Here is a 26,125-nt window from a genome sequence, read left to right as displayed (position 1 = left end):
CTAACCCGCCAGAACAAGAGACACCGTCGCCAGCAGCGCCGCCGCCCTCGTTGATGAACCGGCTTATACGAGCCACCACACAAAGCGTCAATCCGCAATCGCAAAAAATCGGAAAGAAAATCACAACACACTGATTACAAAAGAAAATTCCAAAATCACCCCAAAACCAGACCCAAACAATCCCAAAATACACACACGGCGAAGGGGCTTCTGTGGGCCGGCATCGGATGCTGGAGAAAACGCAAAACGGGGCCGCCCGCATGGGCAGCCCCGAGATTGTTCTGGATAACGCCACGCCGGACAGGACCGGCAAACATGTCCCTGTCAGGCCGCGAGCATGGTGGCGTCGCGCGGGATCTCTACATCGATCTCGAGGATCGAGACGTGTTCGTCACGATCCACCTTGATGCGGACCTTCTCGCTGTCGACCTGCACATGGCGGGCGATGACGGCGAGGATTTCCTCGCGCAACACGGCGACCAGATCGGATCCGGCAGATGCACGTTCATGAGCGAGCAGCACCTGCAGACGCTCGCGCGCCAACGGGGCGGAGACGGGTTTGCGAAACAGCTTGAAGAGGCTCATGCGGCCCTCCGCGTGAAGATCTTGGACAGAAGGCCGCGCTTCTCGCCGGGGATGGACACGGGCAGGGCTTCGCCGGCCAGCCGGCGGGCCGCTTCGAAATAGGCCATGGCGGGCGCTGAACGGGCATCCGCCAGCGTGACCGGCGCGCCGATATTGGAGGCGCGCAGCACATCGGTGCTTTCCGGGATGATGCCGAGCAGCGGGATCGACAGGATCTCCAGGACATCGTCGACCTTCAGCATGTCGCCGCGCTCGGCGCGGGTGGCATCGTAGCGGGTCAGCAGCAGATGCTTTTCCATGCGTTCGCCGCGCTCGGCCTTCAGCGTCTTGGAATCCAGCAGGCCGATGATGCGGTCGGAATCACGAACCGAGGAAACCTCGGGATTGGTGACAACCACGGCGACATCCGCATGACGCATGGCAAGGGTCGCACCCCGTTCAATACCGGCAGGGCTGTCGCAGATCACCCAGTCGAAATAGCGCTTCAGCTCGTTGATGACCTGTTCGACGCCTTCCGGCGTCAGATTGTCCTTGTCGCGCGTCTGGGAGGCCGGCAGCAGGAACAGGGTTTCCAGACGCTTGTCGCGGATCAGCGCCTGCGGCAGCTTGGCATCGCCCTGGATGACGTTGACGAGATCGTAGACGACGCGGCGTTCCGCCCCCATCACCAGATCGAGATTGCGCAGGCCGACGTCGAAATCGACAACGACGACCTTTTCGTTGCGCTGCGCAAGTGCTGCGCCGAGCGCGGCGGTGGAGGTTGTCTTGCCGACCCCGCCCTTGCCTGATGTAACGACGATGACCTTGCCCATCTTGCTCTCCTGTTCTCGCCGGTTCCGGCTCAAATTAGTTTCTCGGCGATGATCGCATCCCCATCCAGCCACAGCTGGACCGGCTGGCCCAACAGCGCGGGGTCGAGATCCTCGGCCATCTTGTAGACGCCGTCGATCGCCACCAGCTCGGCTTCGAGCTTGCGGCAGAAGATGCGGGCGCCGGCATTGCCGACGGCCCCCGCCATGGCGCGCCCGCGCAGGGCGCCGTAGATGTGAACCGATCCGCCGGCGATCACCTCGGCACCGGAGGCGACCGAACCGACCACGGTCACATCGCCTTCGGTAAAGACGATCGACTGGCCGGAGCGCACCGGCTCGCGGATCACCAGAGATTGCAGCGTCTGGCGGGGCGCTTCCGTGATGATCGGCTGGGCCGCGGCCGGCTGCGGCGCCTCAAGCGTCGCTTCGCTTTCGGTCACTTCGACATCGGGGGCAGGACGGCCGCCCTTCAGCGCCGGCGGCATGCCTGGACCGATGGCGGAAGGCCTTGCGCCCTCGACGCCCATCACGCTGACATTGCGTTCGCCAAGCGATGCGATCAGATCCTTCAGCTGGATCCGGTCGAGCCCGAGATCCGTCACATCGAGAACGACCGGACGCCCCAGGAAGAAGCCGGCGGACCGCTTCGCCAGATCGTCAAGGCGCGCGAGCCAGTCATCGAGGGGCAGATCCGGCGACAGAACCACCGCCAGAAACGAGCGGCCCTTGATCCGGATGGAGCGAGAATCTGTTAGCACTTCAGTCATCTACGTAAACAAATCGTTGACCATGCCTATCCCCGGCGTGGTTAACAGAGGGTTAACGCTGAAGCATGGGCGAAGCTTGCGTCCTGGCGTAAACAGCCGACAAACATTGTTTTTTTAGGATTTCTGCAGGTTTACCGGCGGCGCGTTTTTCGCGATCAGCCGTTAACGAAATCCCCCGGCGAGGGCACTTCGATCGCTTCGGGTACCGCGGCACAACCCTGCAAGGCGAATCAGATTTTCATGCACGGCAGCGGCCTGCCGCCAAGCCAGGGTGAGAACGGAAAAGGCCCGCGGACCATCCGGACCGCGGGCCTTGCACCTTGCTTGCGCGACGGCGCGATCAGCCGCGCCAGATGGCTACCGCCTGCGGCTTCAGCACGGCCTCACCCTGAACGCGTTCGACGCCAGTTGGGAGGGGCCAGTCTTCGGTGCCATAGTTGAAGGCAAAGACCAGATTGCCGCGACGGCGGATGCGGATGAAGTCCGGTACGGGAAGCGTGTCGAGGCCGGCCTTCTCCGCCACCTGCGTCAGCACGGCGCCCAGCAGCGCCTCATCGGCCCAGCAGGCGAGATAGAGCACGTTGCCCTTTTGCGTCAGCGCGGGATCGCCATTGGCGAAGCGCGCCAGCACGTCTGCCGTCGTCTCCAGATATTCCCGCCAGCGAATGCCCGCCCCGGAAACATCGCCCGAAACGCTATCGGACAGACCGGGCCGAAGGCTCGACACCTGCACGACGCGGTTGCCGGTGAGATCGGCCAGCGGACCCGGCGGCAGGTTCTGCGGAATGCGGAAATTGCGGTCGCGCGAACCGGTGCGGGCGCCGATGAGCACGGTGCCTTCCGCCTTTTCGAGCGCAGCGCGGGTTGCCTCGTCCACCTCCGTCATGCAGGGTACCACGACCAGCGGATAGCCCTCCAGCGAAGCGCCGGGGCGCACGAAGTCAACGTTCAGTCCGAGGCGGCGCAGACCTTCGTACCAGCGGAAGCACAGCTCCTCGTAGCGGAAGTCGCGGCCCTGCGGCTGGATCATCGTCGTCCAGTAACTCTGGTAGTCGAAGAGGAGCGCGACCGGCGCCTTGTCCGTCTGCGGCAGATCGCCGAGGCTTAACAATTCTTCCGCGACGGTGCGGGCTTCCAGCCCGCCCGGCGACCATTCATCGAGGCCGGAAAGGTTCAGGCCGGCATGCATCTGCTCCTGGGCAAAGGGCGCTTGGCGCCAGCGGAAATAGCTGACGACCTCGGCCCCGTGCGCGAGCGCCTCCCAGGTCCACAGCCGCACCATGCCGGGCTTCGGCACCGGATTCCACGGCGCCCAGTTCACCGGACCCGGCTGCTGTTCCATCACCCAGAACCGCCCCTTGCCGACAGCGCGGTAGAGATCGTGGTGATAGGAGGCGATGTCCGGATGCGAGGTCTCGGCCCAGCGGTTGCGCTCCGCCTCTGTGAAGGGAAACTTTTCGACGAAGCCGATGGGATAGCTGTCCCAGGAGGCGAGATCGAGATTGTCGGCCACCTGGAAGTGGTCGAAATCGGAGACGAAACCCATGAAGTTATGGGTGATCCAGCGGCCCGGCGAATGCTTGCGGATGATCTCGCACTGCATCTTGTCATAGGCCGCGACCTGATCGGAATGGAAGCGCCAGAAATCGAGGCGCGTCGCCGGGTTGGGCTCGGTCACGGTCAGGTTGGGCAGCGCCACGTCGTCGAAACTCTGCAGTTCCATCGACCAGAACACCGTACCCCAGGCCTCGTTCAGCTGGTCGGTGGACTGGTAACGCAGCCGCAGCCAGCGCCTGAAGCTCTTCAGATCCTCAGGCCCCCAGGAGAGCGTCGTATCGTGGCAGCCATATTCGTTATCGGTCTGCCAGCCAACGATGCCGGGATGCGCCCCGTAGCGCTTCGCGACGATCTCGACGATGCGGGCGCTTTCCTTCCACCAGGTTTGCGAGGAAAAGGTGTAGTGCCGGCGCGAGCCGAAGCCGCGCGGACGGCCCTGCTCGTCATAGGGAACAATGTCGGGGCATTCGTCCACCAGCCATTTCGGCGGCGTGGCGGTCGGGGTGCCGAGCACGATCTTCAGGCCGGCAGCCGTCAGCACGTCGATCGCGCGGTCAAGCCAGTCGAAGGTGAAGCTGTCGCGGCGCGGCTCCAGCCGCGACCAGGCGAATTCGCCGATGCGCACGAAGGAGATGCCGAGTTCGCGCATGCGGCGCGCATCGCTCTCCCAGCGGCTTTCGTCCCAATGTTCCGGGTAATAGCAGACGCCCAGCATTATCGTGTCAGATCCCCATTGATGACGGCGAGCCCCTGTCCATCGAACAGATGGCAGGCCTTGGCATTGATGCCGAGCGTCAGCGTCTCGCCCGGCTTTTGCGTGGCAAGGCCATCGGCCTTGACGGCGAGTTCCGACCCATCCGCCAGCGTGACGAAGAAGAGCGTCTCGGAGCCGAGATATTCGGCGAGCTTCACGGTGGCGGTGATCGTCACGTCCCCCTTGCCGCTGGCGTCGATGTGTTCGGGACGCAGGCCGAGCGTCAACTCGCCGGCCGGGACGGCGGCGCCATGGGTCGGCAGCGGAAGATCGGCACCCGGCAGGGCGATGCGGACCGAACCGCCCTCGCCTGCCGTAACCTTCACCTTCAGGAAATTCATCTTCGGCGAGCCGATGAAGCCGGCGACGAAGAGATTGTTCGGGCGATGATAGAGTTCGAGCGGCGAGCCGACCTGTTCGATCTTGCCGGCCGACAGCACGACGATCTTGTCGGCCATGGTCATGGCCTCGACCTGATCATGCGTGACGTAGATCATCGTCGCCTTGAGGTCCTGGTGCAGCTTCGAAAGCTCGGTGCGCATCTGCACGCGCAGCGCCGCATCGAGGTTCGACAGCGGCTCGTCGAACAGGAAGACCTCCGGATTGCGCACGATGGCGCGGCCGATCGCGACACGCTGGCGCTGGCCGCCGGAGAGCTGGCCAGGCTTGCGCTGCAGAAGCGCCTCGAGCTGCAGCATCTTCGCCGCTTTTCCGGTGCGCTCGGCAATCAGCTCCTTCGGATGGCCGGTCATCTTGAGGCCGAAGCCGATGTTTTCGGCGACCGTCATGTGCGGATAGAGCGCATAGGACTGGAAGACCATGGCAACACCGCGTTCGGAAGGGCCGACACTGGTCATATCCTTGCCGCCGATGGCAAGCGCCCCGGAGGTGATGTCCTCAAGGCCCGCGATCATCCGCAAAAGGGTGGACTTGCCGCAGCCGGAGGGGCCGACGAAGACGCAGAACTCGCCATCCTTGACCTCGAGATCGACGCCCTTGATGACGCTGAGCGCGCCAAACTGCTTCTTGACATTGCGAAGGCTGACATCAGCCATGGGATTTGCCTCCCTTGAAAGGTGTAAGTTCGAGGAGCATCGCGCTTTCCGGCTTCAGCATCGGGAGCGGCAGGCCGGCGCGGCCGGCGGCGGCGAGCGAGAAGGAGACCTCACCAGCCAGGAAGCGCTTCTGCCCCTCGGAGATGCGGATGAATTCGGGTTCGGCCGGCAGCACGCGCTCGATGGTCCAATCACCACCGAAACGCGTGACGCTATCCGGCAGCCTCAGCGGCGCCGGCTGTTCGCCCACCATCTGCGGCCCCTGCGCGACGATCAGCACGATCTTCTCCGCGCTCGCCGCACCCCAGACATAGCGTCCGTCGACAGGTTCCAGCTGGAAATTGGCGCCCGGCGCATGGAAAAGACCGCGCAGCCGCTTGTAGGTCTCGATATAGAGTTTCAGATCGCTGCGCTCATCCTCGGACAGTTCCAGCGGGTTCAGCTCGACGCCGAGATGATAGGCAATCGCCACCAGCGCCCGGAAAGCGAGCGTATGGCGTCGGCCGGTCTGGTGGTTCGGCACGGCCGAGATATGGCTGCCGAGGATTTCCGGCGGCACGAAGCGGGAGGCGCCACGCTGGATTTCCAGCCGCTCCAGCGCATCGGTGCAATCGGAGGTCCAGACACGATGGGTGCGCTTCAGCGCGCCGTAGTCGATGCGGCCGCCCCCGGAGGCGCAGCTTTCGATCTCGACCTGGGGATGGGCGGCGCGCACGCGGTCCATCAGCGCATAGACCGCCCGCGTCTGGGCGGCGAACTTGGCCTTGCCGTCCAGACCGCCGGCATGGGTCAGGTCACGGTTCATGTCCCACTTGATGTAGGAGACGGCGTGGCGGGACAGCACCGCATCGATCTTGGCGAAGAGGTAGTCGGACACCTCCGGCCGCGTCAGGTCCAGCACCAGCTGGGTGCGCGATTCAAGGATCGGGCGGCCCTCGATGGAAAGCGCCCAGTCCGGATGCGCCTTGTAGAGTTCGGAGACGGGGTTGACCATTTCCGGCTCGAACCAGATGCCGAACTGCATGCCGAGCCCGGTCACGTGGTCGACGAGCGGCTTCAGGCCCTCGGGATACTTGCGGGCGTCGATATCCCAGTCGCCAAGGCTGGTGGTGTCATCGTCCCGCTTGCCGAACCAGCCATCGTCCAGCACGAAACGCTCGATCCCGAGCTCGGCTGCGGCCGTCGCCTGTGCCTTCAGCGAATCCATCCGGTGATCGAAATAATTGCCTTCCCAGGTGTTCAACGTCACCGGTCGGGGCGACATGTGGCCACCCGGCCACTCGAGCAGTTCGCCGCGTACGAAGGCGTGGAAGGCCGCCGTATCCGGCCCCGCATAGGCAACCGGGCTCTGATAGCTTTGGCCGGCGCCCAGAATCATCTCGCCGGGTTCGAAGAGCTCACCGAGATGGATCAGCCGCTGGCCGTCATCGGTGCGGTCGATGACCATCTGGTGATTCCCGCTGAAACCGAGGGTCACGCCGAAGCGGAGGTCCGCCCCCTCGATGAACAGCATGGGAAAACGGTCATGCGAAGTGCGCCCGCGCCGGCTTTCCTGGCTCCAGATGCCGTTGCCGAGTGCATCACGCCGGGTCTGGAACTCACGCCCCCAGATGCCCGTGAAGCTCATCACCTCGACAGCACCCTGCGGCACCAGGAAGGTGCCGGCCATGCAGCGGTCGAGCTGGTAATCGCTCTCCCTGCGATTGGTGAGTGTTGTGGCCATGGAGAGAAGCCCGCTCGCATGGGCGGTGATCTCGATGGCAAGCTCCAGCTTCGCGACAGGATCGGTGCCAAGGAGCACAGTGCGCGCGCCCTCGCGGCTGATACGCCAGGCGCCGAACTGTGCAACGAAATCGCGGCCCTGCCGGTGGCCTGCGATCGCCGGCCAGCCGAAGAAGCCCATGCCGCCGGTCGGCAACAGAACGGCGGAGGGAACGGCGATATCCATGCCGTTGACCCGGCTGGAACGCTCGATGTCGAACAGCGGCTCGGCCGAAACGGCGGCCTGTCCGAAACTCAGGATTTCCGGCATGCCGAGATCCGGCAGGCGCAGGCTGAGCGCAAAGGCGCCCGCGCCGATGGTTACGATGTCACTCATCCCTTGGTGGCTCCAAGCGTCAGGCCGGCAATGAAATGCCGCTGCATCAGGAAGAACATGGCGACCGGCGGCAGCGCCGCGACGATCGAACCGGCGGAGACCAGGTGCCATGCGGCAACCCACTGGCCGTTCAGCGAGTAGAGGCCGGCGGTTACCGGCATGGCGTGCTGGCCCTGCACCAGCACCGTTGCCCAGAAGTAATCGTTCCAGACGAAGGTGAAGACGAGCACCGAAAGTGCTGCAATCGCCGGGCGCATCAGCGGCAGCACGATGTAGCGGAAGATCCGCCATTCGGAGACGCCCTCGACGCGGGCGGATTCGATCAGTGCAAACGGCAGGCCCTTGATGAAGTTGCGCATGAACAGCGTGCAGAAGCCAGTCTGGAAGGCGACATGGAACAGCACGAGGCCGAGCGTGGTGTCATAGAGCCCGGCCCGCAGCGTCATGTCGCGCACCGGCACCATCAGGATCTGGAACGGAATGAAATTGCCGGCGACGAAGAGGAAGAACAGGACGAGATTGCCCTTGAACTTGTAGACGGCCAGCGCGAAACCGGTGAGGCAGGACAGTGCCACCGCGCCGATCACCGTCGGGATCGTTACCTTGAACGAATTGAGGATGTAGAGGCCGATCGGCGAGTCGCGGAACACGGCCGTGTAATTCTGGATGCCGGCGAAACCGGAGGGGATGCCGAAATAGTTGCCGGCCGCCAGATCGCTCGCCGGCCGCACCGAGGTCATGGCGACCCCGATCAGCGGCAGCAGCCAGAGGATCAGCGCGATCGGCAGCACCACCTTGTAGGCCGTCTGGACGAAGGGCGAAGCCTTCTCGATGGGTGTGGGGAACATCAGGCGTTCCTTTCCTGGGCGATCATCCGCACGATGAAGAGCGTGATGAAGATCATCATGATGAGGAAGAGCACCACCGCGATCGCCGCGCCATAGCCCATGCGGAAGCCGTATTCCGACAGCGCCTGTTCATACATGAAGTAAGAGAGGACCTGGCTGGAGCCGTAGGGACCGCCGGCGGTCATGATCGACACGAGGTCGAAGGAGCGCAGCGAGCCAATGACGGTGACGACCATGGCGATGAAGGTGGCAGGTGCCAGTTGCGGCAGGATCACGTACCAGAGAAGCTTCAGCCCCTTGGCGCCATCCATGCGGGCGGCCTCGACCTGTTCCGGATTGATGTTGTTGAGGCCCGTCAGGTAGAGGATCATGCAATAGGCCGTCTGCGGCCAGAGACCGGCGACGATGATGCCGTAGGTCACGAAGCGCTCGTCGGCGAGGATCGCGATCTGCTGACCGGTGATCTCCTCGATCAGCTTGGAGAACAGGCCAAAGTCGGGCGCATAGAACCAGGTGAACATCAGGCCGACGACGACCTGGCTCAAGACGAAGGGGAAGAAGAACAGCGACTTGTAGAGGCGGATGCCGGGAACCGTCTGGTTGAGGAACAGCGCCACCGCCAGACCGGCCGGAATGGACAGCAGATACAGCACCAGCCAGATGATGTTGTTCTTCAGCGAGGTGTAGAAGGCGTCGTCCTGCAGCAGTTCCGCATAGTTGCCAAGCCCGATCCAGACCTTGGCGCCGAGACCGTCCCAGTCGTGAAAACTGATCCAGATGGATTCGAAGATCGGCACCAGCACGTAGATGACGAACATCAGCAGGCCTGGCGCAAGGAACAGCCAGGGCGCGAGCTTCTGCTGGTTTTTCTTCCAGAAGCCCGGCTGCGGAGAGACGGCCTGAGTCACGGCAACACCTCGGGAAATTTTCGGAATGGGAAGCACCGGACGCCGGCTCCCCGGGAAGGGAACCAGCATCCGGCGCCGGGGAGGATGTCTTATTTGTAGACGCGCTGGCGGACCTTATCGAGGCGAGCCAGGATGGCATCGACCTTGTCCGGCTTCACCATGAATTCCTGGAAGCCTTCCATGCCGGCCTTGGCCATCTCGGCATTGGCATCGCGGTCATAGAACTGTGCAAGCGCCTGCGCCTTGGAGAGCATCTCGAAGCCCTGCTCGAGGAACACGTCCTTCGGCTTGTCCGCCTTGTTGTTGACCGGCAGCTGGCCGAGCGTCGCATTCATCTTCGACTGGGCGGCCGGCGAGGCGACATAGGCGAGGAACTTCTTCGCATCGTCCTTGTTCTTGGCGCCAGCCGGGATGTGGAAGGTATCCGTCGGAGCCTCTTCCGAAACCGGGAGACCGGCCGTGATCTGCGGGAACTGCAGGAAGCCGATCTGGTCTTCCTTGAGCCCGCCATCCTTCATGGTCGCGACGGCGAAATTGCCCATCAGATACATGGCGGCCTTGCCCTGCACCAGCTGCGGGATCGCATCCTGCCAATCGATGGCGGCGTGGTTCGCGACGAAATAGCCGGGCTTCACCAGCTCGCCCCACTTCTCGAACACAGCCTTCACGCGCGGATCCGTGTAGGGAACCTTGCCGGAGGTCAGCTGCATGTGGAAGTCGTAGCCGTTGACGCGCAGGTCGAGGTAATCGAACCAGCCGGCGGTCGGCCAAAGCGCCTTGGTACCGATGGTGAAGGGGGTGATGCCGGCAGCCTTCAGCTTTGCGCAGGCGGCCACCAGTTCGTCCCAGGTCTTGGGCGGGGTGATGCCCTGCTGGGCAAAAATGTCCTTCCGGTAATAGATGCCCCACTGGTAGTAGGTATAGGGCACGCCCCACTTCTTGCCGTCGATGGTCATCGAGGTGGACGCGGACTTCAGCTGATCGTCAAGACCATTGGCGGTCCAGACGTCGGTGACATCGGCAAACAGGTTGGCCTTGACGAAGGGCTCCATGCGATTTCCGGCATACCAGGCAACGACATCCGGCGCATCGGCCGTCAGGAAGTTGCGGATCGCGGACTTGTAGCCCTCGTGGTCGAAATTGTTCCACTTCACCTTGATGTCAGGGTTCGCCTTCTGGAAATCGGCGATCAGCTCTTCCATCGCCTTCTTCGGCACGGGATCGGAGTGGTCGGAATTGATGGTGATCTCACCTGCAAACGCCGCCGAGGAGATGAAGGCGGCAGACAGCGCAAGCCCTTGCAGGCCTTGAATAAAGGTCATGATTTCCTCCCTATGACCGGTATGCAGTCGCGTGGACAATTGAGGGAGCCAAGTCACCGCACAGCCCCGACTGCCGGTGGACGATCTTGAACTCGGCTTGATCATCAAATTCAAATCCGTAATGTTCTACCGAATTTCAGGGGAAGTTTTCCGGAATCCTAAGACATGAACCTGCAGTCCCTTCACATTCAGGATGAATCCGTGCCCGTTCATCCCGATCACGACCCGCGCCATCCGCTGGTCATCTTCGGCGATCACCGGTTTTGCGCCGGCGCGCAACTGGAGGTGCAGAAGATGGCGGGTCCACACATGCACAGCCAGATCGAGCTGAACTTCGTGCTGTCGGGACGCATGACGTACTGGTTTGATGGCCGCGCGCTGACGGTGGACGAGAACCGCCTCTGCCTGTTCTGGGGAATGATCCCGCACCAGGTGATCGACCGGGCGGAAGGCACGCGCTTCGTCTGTCTTTACGTGCCGATGTCGGTGTTTCTGGGCTTTGCAAGCCTCAGCCGCTTTCGCGACGCGGTATTCCGCGGCGCCGTCATCGAGGCGCTCGACATCCGGCCCTGGGACCGCGAGGTGTTTCTGCGCTGGCGCGACGAACTGCTGTCCGGCGATCCGGAAGTGATGGAGATCGTGCGTTCGGAACTGACCGCCCGCGTCATGCGCATCGAGCGCGAGGGCTGGCGTGACCTGCGCGAACAGGGTGCCGCGATCCCCACCTCCGGCCAGCGCGACGCGGACTGGGTGCTGCATGTGGAAAACATGCTGCGCTTCATCGGCGAAGGCGCGCTCAGCGATATTTCCGCGGAAGATGTCGGGCGCGCCGCCGGCCTGCATCCGAACTATGCCATGACGCTGTTTCGCAAGGCCGTCGGCATGACGATCAACCAGGCGATCATCCGCCACCGGCTGGATACGGCGCAATCGCTGCTGATCGCCACCGACCTGCCGATCACAGAAGTGGCCTACGAATCCGGCTTCGGTTCGCTGTCCACCTTCTACGAGGCCTTTCAGCGGCGCTTCAAGGAAAAGCCCGTGCAGTACCGCCGCCGCATGCGGCCGGCCCTTGCCGCGACCGGCTGACCCTTCCATCAACGTCGTGAATCGGTCGGTACGGACCGATTCAAATCTCTCGTTGGACAGGACAAGCGCCCCGCCCGATGCTCAGGGTCATGGGAACGCACCTCTACCAGATCTACATCGAGCGCATCGATCCGCAGCAAAACATGGCGCGCTACTATTCGCTTGCCATTGCTCCGACGCTGTTCGGCGATCTCTCGCTGATCCGATGCTGGGGCCGTATCGGTACCGGCGGCCAGACGCGGGTGCACCTGTTTGCCCGCGAGGAAGATGCCCTCAGACTGTTTCTGCGACTGCTGGCAAGCAAGCGGCGGCGCGGCTATCGCCCCCGCCCGCCGCACACACGAGCGCACTGACATCCTGAGCGAAAGCTCCCCAAGGCAGGGCCTCAGCCGATAGCACTGCCCCGGCCTCCTGCCAAAACAGGCCGGATCGGTTCGGTTGCGCCCTCCTCCCCGACACACTCAAAAGCATAACAAAAGTCGATCGCCGGCGCGAAAGCGCCTGGACATATGCGGCCTTATCCGCATCATTTTGCAACGAGTTATATAAGATCTTCAAATAATTAAACATTCCTTAACCATCACGTTCGTTATCTGTGAGCGTTTGGTAAAGCTTCATGATTCGAAGCGCCCGTGGATGAGTTTCGGGGAAACGATGTGACGAAGGCAGTCTCTTTCAACTGCGCAGGTGCCGTGGCCGTGGCCGCGTGCGCCCTTCTGGCGGGATGCCAGACGAGCGGTGAGATCGCGGCACCACGCGCACCAGCACTCGTTCAACGGGAATCTGCACTCATCATGCCACCACCTGGCTCATTCGCCATGGTTGGCGTGGTTCAGCAGGATTACAGCAATGGGCTGGAACAGACGGTCTGGCTGACGACCTCCTCCTCGGTGACGGGACAGAACTACCTGAAGGTCCGCTACACCGGCGGCATCAGCAAGGCAGGCCGCCCCAGCATGGACTACAGCCCGATCACGCCGCAGACGCTGCGCCGCGAGATGATCGTGGCAGCCCCCGGCGTCCGGCTGGCCGCCAACACCAATTTCCTGCGCAATGCCTATGGCCCGATCGGCTATGCCAGCGGCCGCAGCAGTTCAGGCGATACCTGCCTTTACGGCTGGCAGCAGATCCGTTCGCGCGCCGCGCCAAGCGGGATAGGGCGCGATTTCGGCATGATCCAGGTTCGCGCACGCCTGTGCGATCATACCGCGAGCGAACGAGATCTGCTACACGTCATGTATGGATACACCGTGACGGGGACCTTTCCGGGAGAAATCTGGAACCCCTATGGTTCGGCAGAGCCGGTATCGCCGCTGATGGCCTATGCCGGACGCCAGGTGCTGCCTCCGGACCCCGTGGTCCCCGCCACCTACGCCTTCGGCGTCAACACGTCGATGGAACGGGCAATCGCAAGACAGCCGGCCATGGCCGCGACCACGGCCACGGTCCGCACCACATCAAGAAAGACACCGGCCGCTGTTAAGGAACCGCAGCGGCCGGAGATAACAATTCCCCTGCCGGATGCGCTGACCGGATCTTCCACCGGGACCACCGGCAAGGCCGACACGAAGGCCGGCCCTGCGGAGACGCAACCTTTCGCGCGGCCGAATGCGGCACAAGCGCCCCTGCCGCTCGTGCCCATGCCGGATTGCCTGGCATCAGAGCCCGGCGGCACCGGCTGCTCTGCAAGGCAGTGATGACATGCCACGATCGCGTATCTCGTTTCCAAGGGACAGCATGGACATGGCCCGCAATGTCGCCTTCTGGGCGTTCTCATCAGCCCTCGTGATTGCCGTGCTGACTCTGCCGGTCAGCATGCAGACGCAGCTTGTCCTCAGCTTCACCATTATCGTGCTGATCACGGTGCTGAAGATCACCGCACCGGAGGGCAAATGGCGACTGGTGACGCTGGCACTCGGCACCTCGATCGTCATCCGCTACGTCTTCTGGCGCACGACGGAAACCATTCCGCCGATCAGCCAGCTGGAAAACTTCATCCCGGGCTTCCTCGTCTATCTCGCGGAAATGTACAGCGTGATGATGCTCGGCCTCAGCCTGTTCATCGTGGCCCTGCCGCTGCCAAACCGGCAGGAGCACAGCCTTGATCGCAAGGCACTGCCGCGTGTCGACGTTTTCGTTCCTTCCTACAACGAGGACCATGATCTTCTCGCCAACACGCTGGCGGCGGCAAAGGCTCTGGATTACCCCGAAGACAGGCTACAGATCTGGCTGCTCGACGATGGGGGCACCCTGCAGAAGCAGCATTCGCACGACGTACGCGAAGCGGAAACGGCGATCGCCCGCTCGCGGGCGCTCAGCCAACTCTGCGAGATGCTGGGCGTCAACTACCTGACCCGCGAGCGCAATGAACATGCCAAGGCCGGCAATCTGAACAATGGTCTTGCCCATTCCACAGGCGAACTGATTGCCGTCTTCGACGCAGACCATGCGCCGGCCCGCAACTTTCTGCTGGAGACCGTCGGGCATTTCCAGGATGATCCCAAACTCTTCCTCGTGCAGACCCCGCATTTCTTCATCAATCCGGACCCGCTGGAACGCAACCTCCAGACCTTCGAGAAGATGCCGAGCGAGAACGAAATGTTCTACGGGATCATCCAGAAGGGCCTCGACCGCTGGAATGCGGCCTTCTTCTGTGGCTCGGCCGCCGTCCTCAGCCGCGCGGCGCTGCAGGAATCCAACGGTTTCAACGGCGTCAGCATCACTGAGGACTGCGAAACGGCGATCGTCCTGCACAGCGCGGGCTGGAACAGCATTTACGTGGACAAGCCGCTGATCGCCGGCCTGCAGCCGGCGACCTTCGCAAGCTTCATCGCGCAGCGCAGCCGCTGGGCACAGGGCATGATGCAGATCCTGCGCTTCAAGGCCCCGCTGCTCAGGCGCGGCCTCTCGCTGCCGCAGAGGCTGTGCTACATGTCGTCCACGCTGTTCTGGCTGTTCCCCTTCACCCGCATCACCTTCCTGCTGGCGCCGCTGGCCTATCTGTTCTTCGGGCTTGAGATCTTCACCTCGTCGGGGGGCGAGTTCCTCGCCTATACCAGCGCCTATATGCTCGTGAACATGATGCTGCAGAACTATCTCTACGGGTCGTTCCGCTGGCCGTGGATCTCGGAACTCTATGAATACATCCAGACGGTCCACCTGCTGCCAGCAGTCGTCTCCGTCATGCTCAATCCGCGCAAGCCCACCTTCAAGGTGACGGCAAAGGATGAAACGGTCTCCGCCGACCACGTGTCGGAGCTCGGACGCCCCTTCTTCGTGATCTTTGCCGTGCTGGTGTCGGCGTTCATCGTCACCATCTACCGGATATACACGGAGCCTTACAACGCGGACGTGATCCTGGTCGTGGGCGGCTGGAACCTGCTCAACATCATCATTGCCGGCTGTGCGCTGGGGGTGGTGTCAGAACGTCGCGATCGCGCCTCCTCGCGCAGGTTCCGGGTGCGGCGGCGCTGCGAACTCGGCTTCGAGGGCCAGTGGTATCCTGCCTCCATCGAGGACGTGTCCGTCGGCGGCATGCGCCTGCAGGCCTATGGCAAGGATCTTGGCACGCTCACGCACGACAGCGCGGTGGAAATCCGTTTCAAGCCGCATGGCGGCGAGGACATGGCGCACCTGTCGCTTCTCGTGCGCAGCGTTCAGTCGAGCGGCGAAATGGCGACGCTCGGCTGCAAATACATGCCCACCAATGCCCGCGACCACCGCTGGATCGCCGACCTTATCTTTGCCAATTCCTCGCAATGGGAGCAGTTCCAGCGTGGACGGCGCAAGAATCCGGGCTTGTTGCGGGGCAGCATCTGGTTCCTGGGGCTCGCTCTCTACCAGACCAGCCGCGGCCTTAGCTATTTCATCCGCAGCATCCGCGGGAGGCCGGCATGACCAGGTCCTCTTGCACGGCGCTGCCGCTGCTGATGAGCATGGCAGCCCTTATCACCCCGGCCATCGGCCAGGAAATCGCCCCCTTCGACATGTCGCCGGAGCGCTCCACGCTGACGGCGCCAGCGCCTTCCGTGACGGTTCCGCAGATCCCGGCGCGCAAGGTGCCCGTCCAGCAGCAGCCAGCGGCAACGCCTGCGGCACCGCCGCAGGCTCCCGCATCCGCGACACCGGCCCGCACCGCGACGCCCCCCACGGCGCAGGCCGCGACACCGGCGACGCCGTCTCCGGCACAGGCACCACAGCAGCCGGTCCAGCGTATCCCCGCCCCCTCCGGCCCCGCACGCCCGGAAACACCGCGCACGACACCAGTCGCGGAACAGAAAGCGGAACAGAAACCTGCCGCGGCGGCGGAGGTCTCGGAAAAGGGACGGCGGCGCTATCTGGTGCCGATGCATCGTCTGGTGCTGGACGGAGAATATGCGGAACGCAACTGGTCGATCTATCTGGAAGACGACGAGGCATCCGGACAGACCGAGCTGCAGCTCACCTTCCAGAATGCCGTGGTCGTGGCACCCGAAGCCTCCATGCTCAAGGTGTTCATCAATGGCAACCTGCTGGTCGACGAGGCGATCGGCGCAGCCGATGCGCCACGTACCGTGCGCGTCCACATACCGCCCGGGCTGCTGCAGGCCGGCACGAACCGCGTCCGGCTCCTCGCGACGCAGCGGCATCGCACCGATTGCGACCTGCGCTCGACCTATGATCTGTGGACGGAAATCGACCCAAGCGAAACCTTCCTCGTTCTCAACGGCGAAAGACAGACGCCCGATTCGCTTCAGGAAACCGTGCGGGCCATCGGCGTTGACGGGGAAGGTCGTTCGGAGTTCCAGGTCCTGATGCCTGCGCTTGGCCAGACAAGCGCGGCAACGACGGTGATCCAGCTGTCGGAGGGCCTCTCGCTGATGGCCGCGATGCCGAACCTCTCCTTCCGGTTTTCGCCAACCAATGTTCCAACTCCGGGACGCGGCCAGCTTGGCCTCATCATCGGCACCTGGAACGAACTGCAGCCGCTCTATCCGCAGATCCCCGAATCCGCCCGGCAGGCCGCGATTGCAACCATCCTGCCCGGACACGGCGAGGCCGGCGAAACCCTTCTCGTCACGGGCCCGACCTGGGACAGCATCCGCGGCGCGGTCGATACCATCATCGGCACCGTCGAACGCCGCGACGGCACCGGCCAGGAAAGCATGACGACGCAGCGCTGGATTGCACCCGATCCGCTGATGATGCTGGGGGGCGAAAACATTCCGCTCTCGCAGTTCGGCGTGCAGACCGTGGAATTCAGCGGCCGGCGCCTGCGCACCGCCTTCTCGATTGCTATTCCCTCCGATTTCTATGCCAATGCCTATGGCGAGGCGACGCTGCTGCTCGATGCCGCCTATACCGACGAGGTGCTGCCCGGCAGCCATATCGACGTCTATGTGAACGACAACATCGCCTCCACGCTGCCGATCAAGGCAACCGACGGCGGCATCTTCAACCAGCTGCCGATCAAGGTCCCCTTGCGCCACATCCAGCCGGGCCACAACCGGATCCGGGTGGAGGTGATGCTCGATACGGCCACCGATGCCGTCTGCCTGCCGGGAACGCCGGCCGCCAACAAGCCGCGCTTTGCCATCTTCGACAGTTCACGCTGGGTGATGCCGCACTTTGCCCGTCTGGGACAGATCCCCAATCTCTCGGCGCTGAGGGGGACCGTACCCTTCGGCGAAACGACGACACCGCTCATTCTCTCCGTCGATCGTCTGGAGCCGGACACGCTGAGCGCCGCCACGACCCTGCTCGGCAAGCGCGCAATGGCCGACGGACGCACGAGCCGCATCGAGATCGGGACCACCTCGCAACCGACGGCCGAGCGCGAGACGCTGTTCGTCGGAACGGTCTCGCAGATCCCGCCGAAGCTGCTGACGCAGTTCGGCATCGATCCGGTCGCAATCACCACCTGGCATCCGCAGGTGGGCGGCATTTCCACACCCAAGGAGGACACCCCCGCCAGCATGAGCAAATGGCGCTCACAGGTAAGCGGATCCCTGTTCGGTGACAGGCTTGCCGCCCTCGAGCGGTGGCTGCGCCGCAGCTTCGATCTATCGCTTGAATCCTTCGACATCCTGCACCGGCGCGTCGGGCTGATGGAGCCGAGCGTCCACGACACCGTCCTCATCAGCCAGACGCTGAGCCCCGGCGGCGGCGCTCGCTGGACAGCAGCCATCGCCTCGACCTCCACCGACCTGCGCGACGGCGTGGTCGGACTGACGGAACAGGAGAAGTGGCGCTATCTGGCAGGTCGACAGACGGTCTATCGGGCCAAGACCGACGAAGTGATCGTACGCCCGGCCACGGATGTGAAGTTCACCCAGACGCTTCCCTTTTCGCTGGCAAATATGCGTCTGATTGCTACCAATTGGTTGTCCAGCAATATTCTAATATATGCTATTGTGGTTGTCGTCCTCTGCGCGATTCTGGGTGTGGCGACAACCCTTATGCTCTCGAAAATGGGACGCCGTACGTGAAGCCTTGGCTGTCGATCATCATGACACTCGTTATCCTCGTGCAGGCGTCGTTGGCCCATGCCGACGCCTCGATCAATGAGGAGGAGTGGACGCAGTACAAGACACGGTTCCTGGATCGCGGCGGCCGGATCATCGACAATGGCAATCATGGCATCAGCCACAGCGAAGGCCAGGGTTACGGCCTGCTGCTCGCCTATCTCGCGGACAACCGTTCGGATTTCGAACTCATCTGGCACTTCACGCGCACCGAGCTTCTGCTGCGTGACGACGGGCTGGCTGCCTGGAAATGGGATCCGGAGGCGCGCCCGCACGTGACCGACATCAACAGCGCCACCGACGGCGACATGCTGATCGCCTATGCGCTTGCGCTTGCCGGCGCGTCCTGGAACAACAAGGAATATGTGGCCGCAGCCACGCGGATCGCCAAGGCAATCCTCCAGGAAGCGGTTGTCAAGCATGCGGGTCGCACCATTCTTCTGCCGGGCGCCAACGGTTTTTCCGCCAGGGACCGCGAGGACGGGCCGATCATCAATCCGTCCTACTGGATCTTCGAAGCCTTTCCGGTGATGAATGCGCTCGCACCGTCCGATGCCTGGGAGCTTCTGACCACCGACGGGCTTTACTTCATGAAGTCGCTGCAGTTCGGACCGGCCAAGCTTCCGGCAGAATGGGTAAGCCTGCGCACTGCGCCCCGCCCCGCCCCCGGCTTTGAACGCATCTTCGGCTACAACTCCGTCCGCATTCCCCTCTACCTCGCCCGCTCCGGCGTTGCCGAAGCCTCGATGCTCGGCCGCCTGCGGCAGTCGCTTGCCTCGGATGACCAGCCAATGGCAACCATCGACCTCACCACCGGCAAGCGGCTGCAACCGCTGACGGACAAGGGTTACATGATCATCCTCAGCCTGCTCGACTGCCTGACGGATGGAACGAAGGTGCCGGAAACCCTGCAGCAGTTCCAGCCAAATCTCTATTTCCCGGCAACCCTGCAACTGCTGGCGCTGTCCTTCCTGCGTGAGGAGCATGCGGCATGTCTATGACGCACAGGAAGGCGGCGCTCGCCGCTGTGCCGCTTGCCATCGGCCTTCTCGCCGCCGTGCCGGATCTTTCCGCCGCGCAGGACACCCATGCGGGATCGACGCCTCTGCTCTCGCTTGAGCGACAGGGCAGGCTCCGCGCGATCGATGACGCCGTCGCCAACGACGCACGCAGCGCGACCGGCAGCCGCGTGGCGCAGGTCCGCACGGTGCAGGATACGCCCACCACCCAGCCACAGCCGGTCGCCGCCCCGAGCGGCGAACCCGATCTCAGCGCCTTGCGTTACTTCGCAAGCCGCGGCGATACCGCGCGCCTGCAGGCCGAGATCGCACGCCTTCGCGCCCTTTATCCGAACTGGACGCCGCCGGCCGATCCTCTCGCCGTCCCGCAGAATGTCGACCGGCAACTGGAGCAACTCTGGCAGCTCTATTCCGAGGGGCGCTATGCCGAGGTAAGGGCTGCGATCACTGACCGGCAGACCCGTGAGCCGGGCTGGACGCCGCCAGCCGATCTTCTGAACCGCCTGGCGCTTGGGGAAGCACGCACGCGCCTCATCAATGCCTCGGACCAGAAGCAGTATGCGACCGTCATCGAACTGGGTGCCAGCAATCCGAACCTGCTCAACTGCAGCGATGTCGACGTGCTCTGGCGGATTGCCGAATCCTTCGTGCGCACCGAGCGCAGGCAGCGCGGCGTCGATGCCTATCGCTACATCCTACAGCATTGCGACAATCCGCAGGAACGGCTGGCGACCGCACAGAAGGCGCTCGATCTGCTGCCGCTGGCGGATGTGAAGCCGCTTCTCGCCCTTGAGCGGACCCTGCCTGACGGACAGCCGGAATTTGCCTCGTTGCGTGACGGACTGGCACGGCGCGCCGTTGCGGAAGCCAACAAGGCGAAGCGAACGGACGTCGACCCGGCCGATGTCGACCGGCTGGAGGCGCTGGCCACAAGCGGGAATGATGTCGCCGACATGCTGCTGCTCGGCTGGTACCTGAGGGGCAAGGGCGATCTCGACCGCGCCGAGCCCTGGTTTCGCAAGGCAATCGACCGCGAACCTTCGGCCTCGGCGGCGCAGGGGCTGGCCCTCATTCTGGTTGCCCGCGGCAGGCCCGGCGAGGCCGAGGCCGTGATATTCCCCTGGCGCGCCGATTCGGACGATGCCCAGGCGACCTATCTGGCCTCCGCCACGAATTTCCTTGCGTTGACGCCCGCACCCGTCATTGCGCCGGAAATCCTGACACGGATGGCGAGCGAAATCCTCAATGCCAAATACGTGCCCGGCGCGCAGCAGCTTGGCTGGTATGCGCAAGCCTTCAAGCAGCCGCAGGTGGCGGCGCGCTGGTTCGAAACGGCCCTGCGATGGGATCCGCAAGACGAGCCCTCCGCCTATGGCCTTCTGATCGCACGGGACTCGCTCAATGATCGCCCGGGCGTTGCGGAGATCCAGCGCAACTGGGTAGACAAGTCGCCGCGCATTGCCGCCTACTTCGAAGGTGTGGCCACCGCGACCGTGCCGCGGGAGCCCCGCATGGCCAGAGCCCCGGCACCTGTTGAAAGGGTCGAACGGGAGGAAGCGACCCGCCAGCCCATGCCGCCAAGGCCCGCGAGCCAGACGGTGCGGACGGCTTCGGAACCACGCAGACCCGCGCGCCAGTCGGCCTGCCAGGCAACCGCCATCAATGCTGCACCCGCCACGGCGCAGCAGCAACTGATGCAGGGCTGGTGCCTGATGGATCTTCAGCGTCCGCTTGAAGCGGCAGAGGCCTTCGAGGCAGCCCTGAAGAGCCCGACTGTCGCCATTCGTGAAGATGCCGCCTACGGCCAGTCGCTTGCCTACCTCCGGCTCGGCCTGACCGACAGCGCCGCCGTCGCCGCGACAAAATCACCATTGCGGCCAGCGCGTGCCGCCGAACTGCAGGTGGCCATCCTGGCAAACCGGGCGCTTGCGGCATTCTCGGCCCAACGCTACCGGGAAACGCTGATCTATCTTGACCAGCGAGCAGCGCTGAAGGCCGAAACGACGGACCTGATGATCCTGCGCGCCAATGCCTATCGCGCGCTGGGGGATACGGCGAGTGCCCTGCAGATCTTCCGTGTGCTGGCGGAGGTCGGCAACGGGGATGCCATGAAGGGTGTCGAGGAAATTCGATCGATGGACGATCACAACGGCTGACAAGCCGCTGTCAGCGTCCCAGCAGCAGCCCGGCGAAACCGCCTCTCTCTCGCCTCAACCGAGGTTTGCAGCAATTCCCGCAAAAGCGGGAACCAGTTTTGCGTCCGGAATTGCCTGACAACAAAAGGATAACGCGTATCGGGCGATCCTGCTTTCGCCGGCAACGCTCCATTTGGTGCCGTTGCCGCCATGATCCGCGCGCCAGCACGTGTCGCATGCCGTGGCGGTTTCATATATGCCTTAGAGAATACCGCCGGACAGCAGGAAATAGACCACAAAAGCGCCTGCCACGACGAGCAGACCGATCTTCTCGTAATTCGGGGATGCGTTCATCAAGCTTCACACTTTCAATGCCTGCGGCATGTTCATTTCCAGTCACTTCTATAGTCAGTTTATCAAATAGTAAGCAAGAAGGTTCTTAACTCAAAGTTTAAACAGCTATGCGGCATAACGTAGGCAAAAGACGACATATTCTCAGAATAACATCGTCAAAATGAGTAAAGTCACTCAGAAGTGAGGGGTTATTGCGTCTCTCTTGCGGAGGTTATTGACATCATCACAAGGCGGACGACCTGCAACCATGAAGAGTTTCGACATAAGCAAAATATAATTTTCGCAATAATTAATGTAGATACCGCGTATGAGTGTGCAACCTGAACGGGGAAGTCAGCCGGCGCTCATGGCAAGCGGATCACGCAGCGGGATACAGATCGAGGGGGGCTGGCGCAGGCTTGAACTGCCCATCTGGCAGACAAATGAAACGGGAAAAGCCTGCCGCCGCCGCGTCAGGCCTGGCTCCCCATCGGATGAAGGTCAGGCCACGGCCGCGAATCGCTCGGTCAGATAGGCGTCCAGATCAGCGGCCTGCTCGCGGCTCAGGAACAGACCCTGCTTGGTGCGACGCCACAGGATATCCTCGGCGCTCACCGCCCATTCCTTCTCGATGAGCCAGGACACTTCCGCCTCATAGAGCGTACCGCCGAAGTGGCGGCCGAGATCATCCGCCTTGCACACCCGGCCAAGAACGGCGCGGGCATCGCTGCCGTAGCAGCGGATCAGACGTTCCGCATGGCGCCGGTCGAGGAAGGGTGCCCAGGCCACAAGGCTGTCGACCATCTCCTTCACCTCGGTCACGGCAAAATCGCCGCCGGGCAGATGGCTGCCGGCCGTCCAGGGCTGGCCCTTGGCGCCGATCGCCTCGCCAATCTTCTCCAGCGCATGCTCGGCCAGACGACGATAGGTGGTGAGCTTGCCGCCGAACACGTTGAGCAGCGGCGCGGCACCATCCGGCGATTCCACCTTCAACACGTAATCGCGCGTCGCTTCCTGCGCCTTGGAGGCACCGTCGTCGAACAGCGGACGCACCGCCGAATAGCTCCAGACGATGTCATCCGGCCGCACTGGCTCCTTGAAATATTCGCTCGCCGCATTGCAGAGATAATCGACTTCCTGCTGGGTGATGCGCACGTCCTTCGGGTCTTCCTTGAAGTCCCGGTCGGTGGTGCCGATCAGCGTGAAATCGCCTTCGTAGGGGATGGCGAAGATGATGCGGTTGTCCGGGTTCTGGAAGAAATAGGCCCTGGAATGGTTGAACTTCTTGCGCACGATGATGTGGCTGCCCTGCACGAGGCGGACATTGTGCGCATTGTTGCGACCCATAGCGCCGGCCAGCACCTGATCCACCCAGGGACCGGCGGCATTCACCACCATGCGGGCGCGATGGGTTTCGAGGCGGCCATCCTGCTGGGCGCGTGTGGTGATTTCCCACACGCCGCCTTCGCGCTTGGCGGACACCACCTTGCGGCGGCTGAGGATGGTTGCACCGCGCTGTTCGGCATCACGGGCGTTCAGCACCACCATGCGCGCATCATCCACCCAGCCATCGGAATATTCGAAAGCCCGGCGAAATTCCGGCTTCAGCGAGTGCCCAGCCTCGTCACGCATCAGGTTCAGCGTCTTCGTGGCCGGCAGCAGCTTGCGCCCCCCGAGATTGTCGTAAAGGAACAGGCCAAGCCGCACCAGCCAGGCGGGACGAACGCCGCCCTTCTGGATCGGCAGCACGAAGCGCAGCGGCCAGATGACATGCGGCGCCATGGCCCACAGCACCTCACGCTCCATCAGCGCCTCGCGCACCAGACGGAACTCGTAGTATTCCAGGTACCGCAGGCCGCCATGGATGAGCTTCGTCGCGCCGGACGAGGTGCCGGAAGCAAAATCGTTCATTTCCGCCAGGGCAACCCGATAGCCGCGCCCTGCCGCATCACGCGCGATGCCGCATCCGTTGATACCACCGCCAATAACGAAAAGATCAAATACGGGGGCGTCGGACATCGGCTTCTCCTGGGCGCGACCGGGCCGCGCATCACATGTGAGACAATTACGAAACTTCGTTTGTTTTAAGTGAAAGCAAAACGAATGTCAAACGAAGTCAATCCGCGACCACACCGGACCTGTCGGCGACAGGTGCGGTTTCGATCAGTCGCACATCCCGCTCCTGGCAGATCGTCCGTAGACGGGCGATGGGGCAATGATCCGTAATGAAGGTATGAACCTGCGAGATATGCCCGATCCGCACGGGCGCCGTACGCTCAAACTTCGAGGAATCGGAGACGAGGATCACATGGCGGGCATTGGCAATGATCGCCTGCGCCACCTTCACCTCGCGGAAATCGAAATCGAGCAAGGCGCCATCCTGATCAATGGCGGAAACGCCGATCACGGCGAAATCCACCTTGAACTGGCGGATGAAATCCACTGCCGCCTCGCCGACGATGCCGCCGTCCGCGCCGCGCACGACGCCGCCAGCAATCACCACCTCGATCGAGGGGAAGATGCGCAAGCGGTTGGCGACATTGATGTTGTTGGTGATGACCATCAACTCACGGTGATCCGTCAGCGCTTCGCCAACAGCCTCCGTGGTCGTGCCGATATTGATGAAGAGCGAGGCGTTGTCGGGAATGAGCGCGGCGGCGGCCCGGCCGATCGCCTGCTTTTCGGCAGCCGCCATCGACCGCCGCGCCTCGTATTTCACATTCTCCTTGCCGGCCGGCAGTACGGCACCGCCATGGATGCGGTTCAGCACGCGGGCATCGCAGAGATCGTTGAGATCCTTGCGGATCGTCTGCGGCGTGACGGAAAAGCGCTGCGCCAGTTCCTCCACCAGCACCCGCCCCTGCTCCTTGGCAATGGCCAGGATTTCCGTCTGACGCGAGGACAACAGCATGCGCCCCTCCTTTTCGCTTTTTCTTCACTTTAAAAGAAAACGAACTCGGAGCAAGGGCAGGCGTGTCGGCAGGGGATAAACGCCCCTGCCGACGAACGCATCAGATCCGGATGCCGCGGGCCTTCAGCATGGACGGAATATGCACGAGCGAGCCGCTCTCGATCGAGGCATTGGCCGCGATGCCGGTCAGGATCGACCAGGCGCCCGCCACATGGTCGGAGGCGCGGCCATAGCGATCCGGCTCCATGCCCTCGGGGTTGAAGATGTAGCCGAGCATCACCGGATCGGCCCCGCCATGGCTTCCCTCGGCCTTCGGCACCTCCAGCTGGCGGGGCGCTTCCCCGGCCAGATGCAGCGTGGTGGTGATCGCATCCTCATCCGCATGGGCGCGCACGCCGCCGAACACGCCGTGTACCTCCACGTGGCGATGGGTGATCTCGCCCTTGGTACCCTGGAAGGTGATCTCCAGCCCCTCCCACGGGGAATAGGCGGTCAGCGTATAATTGGCGGTGGCACCGGAGGCATAGCGGATATGCGCCTGCATGGTGTCCTCAATGCCGATCTCCGCGTCGAAGACGCAGAGGTCCCGATAGTAGCCATCCTCATGCTCGGCCTCGCGGTAGAGGCGTTTCAGGTTTTCGTCGGCCGCCAGATCCAGCCGGAACAGGCAGGAGGAGGCGACGGGACAGTCGGCACAGCGCGGCCCATGATCCTGAAGCCCCATCTCGACCGCCGTCTCCGGCCGGTAGAAGACGCGACGGCCGGACGCCAGAACCTCCTGCGGCACCGAGGCCAGCCACCAGTTCAACAGATCGAAGTGATGGGTGGACTTGTGCACCAGAAGACCGCCGGAATTTTCCTTCTGGCGGTGCCAGCGGCGGAAGTAATCGGCGCCATGCACCCGGTCGAGATGCCAGCGGAAATCGACGGCGGTGATCGTGCCGATGGTGCCGGCGGAGATCAGCTCCTTGATCTGGGTGCGGGCCGGCGAATAGCGGTAGTTGAAGGTGACCTTCACCTGGCGGCCGGTGCGGGCCTGCGCGTCGACGATCATCTTCAGCCGCGAAAGGTCGATGGTCAGCGGCTTCTCGCAGATGACGTCGCATCCCGCCTCGAAGGCACGCACGATGTAACCGGCATGCAGGAAATCGGGCGTGGCCACCACCACCGTATCGGGCTTCTGCTCGGCGATCAGCCGGTCGAAATCAGCGGCGAGATAGGTCGCCACCCCGTTCGTACCGGGCTGCGAGACGATTTTTGCCGCCTCGTTGAGGCGGTGGGGATTGCTATCGCAGAGCGCGACGATCTCATGCCGATCGGCATAATCCTCAAGGACCGCGTCCCGAAACATCTGGTGACGCGATCCACATCCAACAATGGCTATTTTCACGGTAGAGGCACCTCATGAAGGGGCGTCCCGCCCGGGAGT

At 63.1% G+C, this 26,125-nt stretch carries 19 protein-coding genes; 7 read left to right on the top strand and 12 right to left on the bottom strand.

Annotation, left to right across the window (positions count from 1 at the left end; translation table 11 throughout):
- Window positions 1–324: 324 nt before the first annotated feature.
- The 9 genes from minE to F3H95_RS18865 form a co-directional block, all read right to left on the bottom strand.
- Window positions 325–585: a cell division topological specificity factor MinE gene (gene minE / locus F3H95_RS18905; RefSeq protein WP_142880501.1), complete on the bottom strand. Its 261-nt coding sequence runs from the start codon at window positions 583–585 to the stop codon at window positions 325–327.
- Complete coding sequence (gene minD / locus F3H95_RS18900; RefSeq protein WP_142880502.1) at window positions 582–1,397, bottom strand: septum site-determining protein MinD; 816 nt, start codon at window positions 1,395–1,397, stop codon at window positions 582–584. Before minD ends, minE begins: the two co-directional genes overlap by 4 nt.
- A gap of 29 nt (window positions 1,398–1,426) precedes the next feature.
- A complete protein-coding gene (minC, locus tag F3H95_RS18895) occupies window positions 1,427–2,164 on the bottom strand; it encodes a septum site-determining protein MinC (protein WP_142880503.1) in 738 nt (245 codons plus the stop codon).
- A 340-nt stretch (window positions 2,165–2,504) separates the two neighbouring features.
- Window positions 2,505–4,436 (bottom strand): beta-galactosidase, encoded by a 1,932-nt coding sequence (locus tag F3H95_RS18890; protein ID WP_149747122.1) that lies wholly within the window; start codon window positions 4,434–4,436, stop codon window positions 2,505–2,507.
- A complete protein-coding gene (gene ugpC, locus F3H95_RS18885; protein WP_149747121.1) occupies window positions 4,436–5,530 on the bottom strand; it encodes a sn-glycerol-3-phosphate ABC transporter ATP-binding protein UgpC in 1,095 nt (364 codons plus the stop codon). The genes F3H95_RS18890 and ugpC overlap by 1 nt, the downstream gene beginning before the upstream one ends.
- Complete coding sequence (locus F3H95_RS18880) at window positions 5,523–7,628, bottom strand: alpha-galactosidase (protein WP_149747120.1); 2,106 nt, start codon at window positions 7,626–7,628, stop codon at window positions 5,523–5,525. Before F3H95_RS18880 ends, ugpC begins: the two co-directional genes overlap by 8 nt.
- The gene (locus tag F3H95_RS18875; protein ID WP_149747119.1) at window positions 7,625–8,476 is read right to left on the bottom strand and encodes a carbohydrate ABC transporter permease; all 852 of its coding nucleotides are present in this window, start codon (window positions 8,474–8,476) and stop codon (window positions 7,625–7,627) included. The genes F3H95_RS18880 and F3H95_RS18875 overlap by 4 nt, the downstream gene beginning before the upstream one ends.
- Window positions 8,476–9,384 carry a sugar ABC transporter permease gene (locus F3H95_RS18870; RefSeq protein ID WP_149747118.1) on the bottom strand — a complete coding sequence of 303 codons (909 nt, stop codon included), beginning with the start codon at window positions 9,382–9,384 and terminating at the stop codon, window positions 8,476–8,478. Before F3H95_RS18870 ends, F3H95_RS18875 begins: the two co-directional genes overlap by 1 nt.
- 89 nt (window positions 9,385–9,473) lie before the next feature.
- Window positions 9,474–10,706, bottom strand: coding sequence for an extracellular solute-binding protein (locus tag F3H95_RS18865; RefSeq protein WP_142880509.1), 1,233 nt, complete (start codon window positions 10,704–10,706; stop codon window positions 9,474–9,476).
- Window positions 10,707–10,871: 165 nt separating this feature from the next.
- Between F3H95_RS18865 and F3H95_RS18860 the strand changes: the two genes are divergently transcribed.
- The 7 genes from F3H95_RS18860 (at window position 10,872) to F3H95_RS18830 (ending at window position 21,473) form a co-directional block, all read left to right on the top strand.
- Complete coding sequence (locus F3H95_RS18860; RefSeq protein WP_142880510.1) at window positions 10,872–11,795, top strand: helix-turn-helix domain-containing protein; 924 nt, start codon at window positions 10,872–10,874, stop codon at window positions 11,793–11,795.
- A gap of 89 nt (window positions 11,796–11,884) precedes the next feature.
- On the top strand, window positions 11,885–12,148 hold the full coding sequence (locus F3H95_RS18855) for a WGR domain-containing protein (RefSeq protein ID WP_149747117.1): 264 nt from the start codon (window positions 11,885–11,887) through the stop codon (window positions 12,146–12,148).
- A 441-nt stretch (window positions 12,149–12,589) separates the two neighbouring features.
- On the top strand, window positions 12,590–13,492 hold the full coding sequence (bcsN, locus tag F3H95_RS18850) for a cellulose biosynthesis protein BcsN (RefSeq protein WP_149747116.1): 903 nt from the start codon (window positions 12,590–12,592) through the stop codon (window positions 13,490–13,492).
- A gap of 40 nt (window positions 13,493–13,532) precedes the next feature.
- Window positions 13,533–15,692: a UDP-forming cellulose synthase catalytic subunit gene (gene bcsA, locus F3H95_RS18845; RefSeq protein ID WP_149747115.1), complete on the top strand. Its 2,160-nt coding sequence runs from the start codon at window positions 13,533–13,535 to the stop codon at window positions 15,690–15,692.
- Window positions 15,689–18,262 carry a cellulose biosynthesis cyclic di-GMP-binding regulatory protein BcsB gene (locus tag F3H95_RS18840; protein ID WP_149747114.1) on the top strand — a complete coding sequence of 858 codons (2,574 nt, stop codon included), beginning with the start codon at window positions 15,689–15,691 and terminating at the stop codon, window positions 18,260–18,262. Before bcsA ends, F3H95_RS18840 begins: the two co-directional genes overlap by 4 nt.
- Window positions 18,263–18,282: 20 nt before the next feature.
- Window positions 18,283–19,299 carry a glycosyl hydrolase family 8 gene (locus F3H95_RS18835; protein ID WP_149747136.1) on the top strand — a complete coding sequence of 339 codons (1,017 nt, stop codon included), beginning with the start codon at window positions 18,283–18,285 and terminating at the stop codon, window positions 19,297–19,299.
- Window positions 19,290–21,473 (top strand): tetratricopeptide repeat protein, encoded by a 2,184-nt coding sequence (locus tag F3H95_RS18830; protein WP_149747113.1) that lies wholly within the window; start codon window positions 19,290–19,292, stop codon window positions 21,471–21,473. The genes F3H95_RS18835 and F3H95_RS18830 overlap by 10 nt, the downstream gene beginning before the upstream one ends.
- 813 nt (window positions 21,474–22,286) lie before the next feature.
- On the opposite strand, the gene glpD is transcribed toward F3H95_RS18830, so the two are convergent.
- From glpD to F3H95_RS18815, 3 genes are all read right to left on the bottom strand, one after another.
- Entirely contained in the window at window positions 22,287–23,804 is a 1,518-nt protein-coding gene (glpD, locus tag F3H95_RS18825) for a glycerol-3-phosphate dehydrogenase (protein ID WP_149747112.1), read from the bottom strand.
- Between the two features lie 97 nt (window positions 23,805–23,901).
- A complete protein-coding gene (locus F3H95_RS18820) occupies window positions 23,902–24,696 on the bottom strand; it encodes a DeoR/GlpR family DNA-binding transcription regulator (protein ID WP_142880517.1) in 795 nt (264 codons plus the stop codon).
- 100 nt (window positions 24,697–24,796) lie between these two features.
- Window positions 24,797–26,086: a Gfo/Idh/MocA family oxidoreductase gene (locus F3H95_RS18815; protein ID WP_149747111.1), complete on the bottom strand. Its 1,290-nt coding sequence runs from the start codon at window positions 26,084–26,086 to the stop codon at window positions 24,797–24,799.
- Window positions 26,087–26,125: the final 39 nt, after the last annotated feature.

The sequence above is a fragment of the Rhizobium sp. RU35A genome (assembly GCF_900156005.1).
GTDB lineage: Bacteria > Pseudomonadota > Alphaproteobacteria > Rhizobiales > Rhizobiaceae > Neorhizobium > Neorhizobium straminoryzae.
Note: the sequence above shows the minus strand (reverse complement) of the source record. Positions and strands in the feature narration are given on the sequence as shown.

Excerpts from the sequence above, each read along its gene's own strand:
- F3H95_RS18860 (WP_142880510.1), top strand. The coding sequence starts at position 10,872 with ATGAACCTGCAGTCCCTTCACATTCAGGATGAATCCGTGCCCGTTCAT.
- F3H95_RS18835 (WP_149747136.1), top strand. The coding sequence starts at position 18,283 with ATGACACTCGTTATCCTCGTGCAGGCGTCGTTGGCCCATGCCGACGCC.
- F3H95_RS18880 (WP_149747120.1), bottom strand. The coding sequence starts at position 7,628 with ATGAGTGACATCGTAACCATCGGCGCGGGCGCCTTTGCGCTCAGCCTG.
- F3H95_RS18820 (WP_142880517.1), bottom strand. The coding sequence starts at position 24,696 with ATGCTGTTGTCCTCGCGTCAGACGGAAATCCTGGCCATTGCCAAGGAG.
- ugpC (WP_149747121.1), bottom strand. The coding sequence starts at position 5,530 with ATGGCTGATGTCAGCCTTCGCAATGTCAAGAAGCAGTTTGGCGCGCTC.
- F3H95_RS18830 (WP_149747113.1), top strand. The coding sequence starts at position 19,290 with ATGTCTATGACGCACAGGAAGGCGGCGCTCGCCGCTGTGCCGCTTGCC.
- F3H95_RS18875 (WP_149747119.1), bottom strand. The coding sequence starts at position 8,476 with ATGTTCCCCACACCCATCGAGAAGGCTTCGCCCTTCGTCCAGACGGCC.
- bcsA (WP_149747115.1), top strand. The coding sequence starts at position 13,533 with ATGGACATGGCCCGCAATGTCGCCTTCTGGGCGTTCTCATCAGCCCTC.
- minD (WP_142880502.1), bottom strand. The coding sequence starts at position 1,397 with ATGGGCAAGGTCATCGTCGTTACATCAGGCAAGGGCGGGGTCGGCAAG.
- F3H95_RS18855 (WP_149747117.1), top strand. The coding sequence starts at position 11,885 with ATGGGAACGCACCTCTACCAGATCTACATCGAGCGCATCGATCCGCAG.
- minE (WP_142880501.1), bottom strand. The coding sequence starts at position 585 with ATGAGCCTCTTCAAGCTGTTTCGCAAACCCGTCTCCGCCCCGTTGGCG.
- F3H95_RS18890 (WP_149747122.1), bottom strand. The coding sequence starts at position 4,436 with ATGCTGGGCGTCTGCTATTACCCGGAACATTGGGACGAAAGCCGCTGG.
- bcsN (WP_149747116.1), top strand. The coding sequence starts at position 12,590 with ATGCCACCACCTGGCTCATTCGCCATGGTTGGCGTGGTTCAGCAGGAT.
- F3H95_RS18865 (WP_142880509.1), bottom strand. The coding sequence starts at position 10,706 with ATGACCTTTATTCAAGGCCTGCAAGGGCTTGCGCTGTCTGCCGCCTTC.
- minC (WP_142880503.1), bottom strand. The coding sequence starts at position 2,164 with ATGACTGAAGTGCTAACAGATTCTCGCTCCATCCGGATCAAGGGCCGC.
- F3H95_RS18840 (WP_149747114.1), top strand. The coding sequence starts at position 15,689 with ATGACCAGGTCCTCTTGCACGGCGCTGCCGCTGCTGATGAGCATGGCA.
- glpD (WP_149747112.1), bottom strand. The coding sequence starts at position 23,804 with ATGTCCGACGCCCCCGTATTTGATCTTTTCGTTATTGGCGGTGGTATC.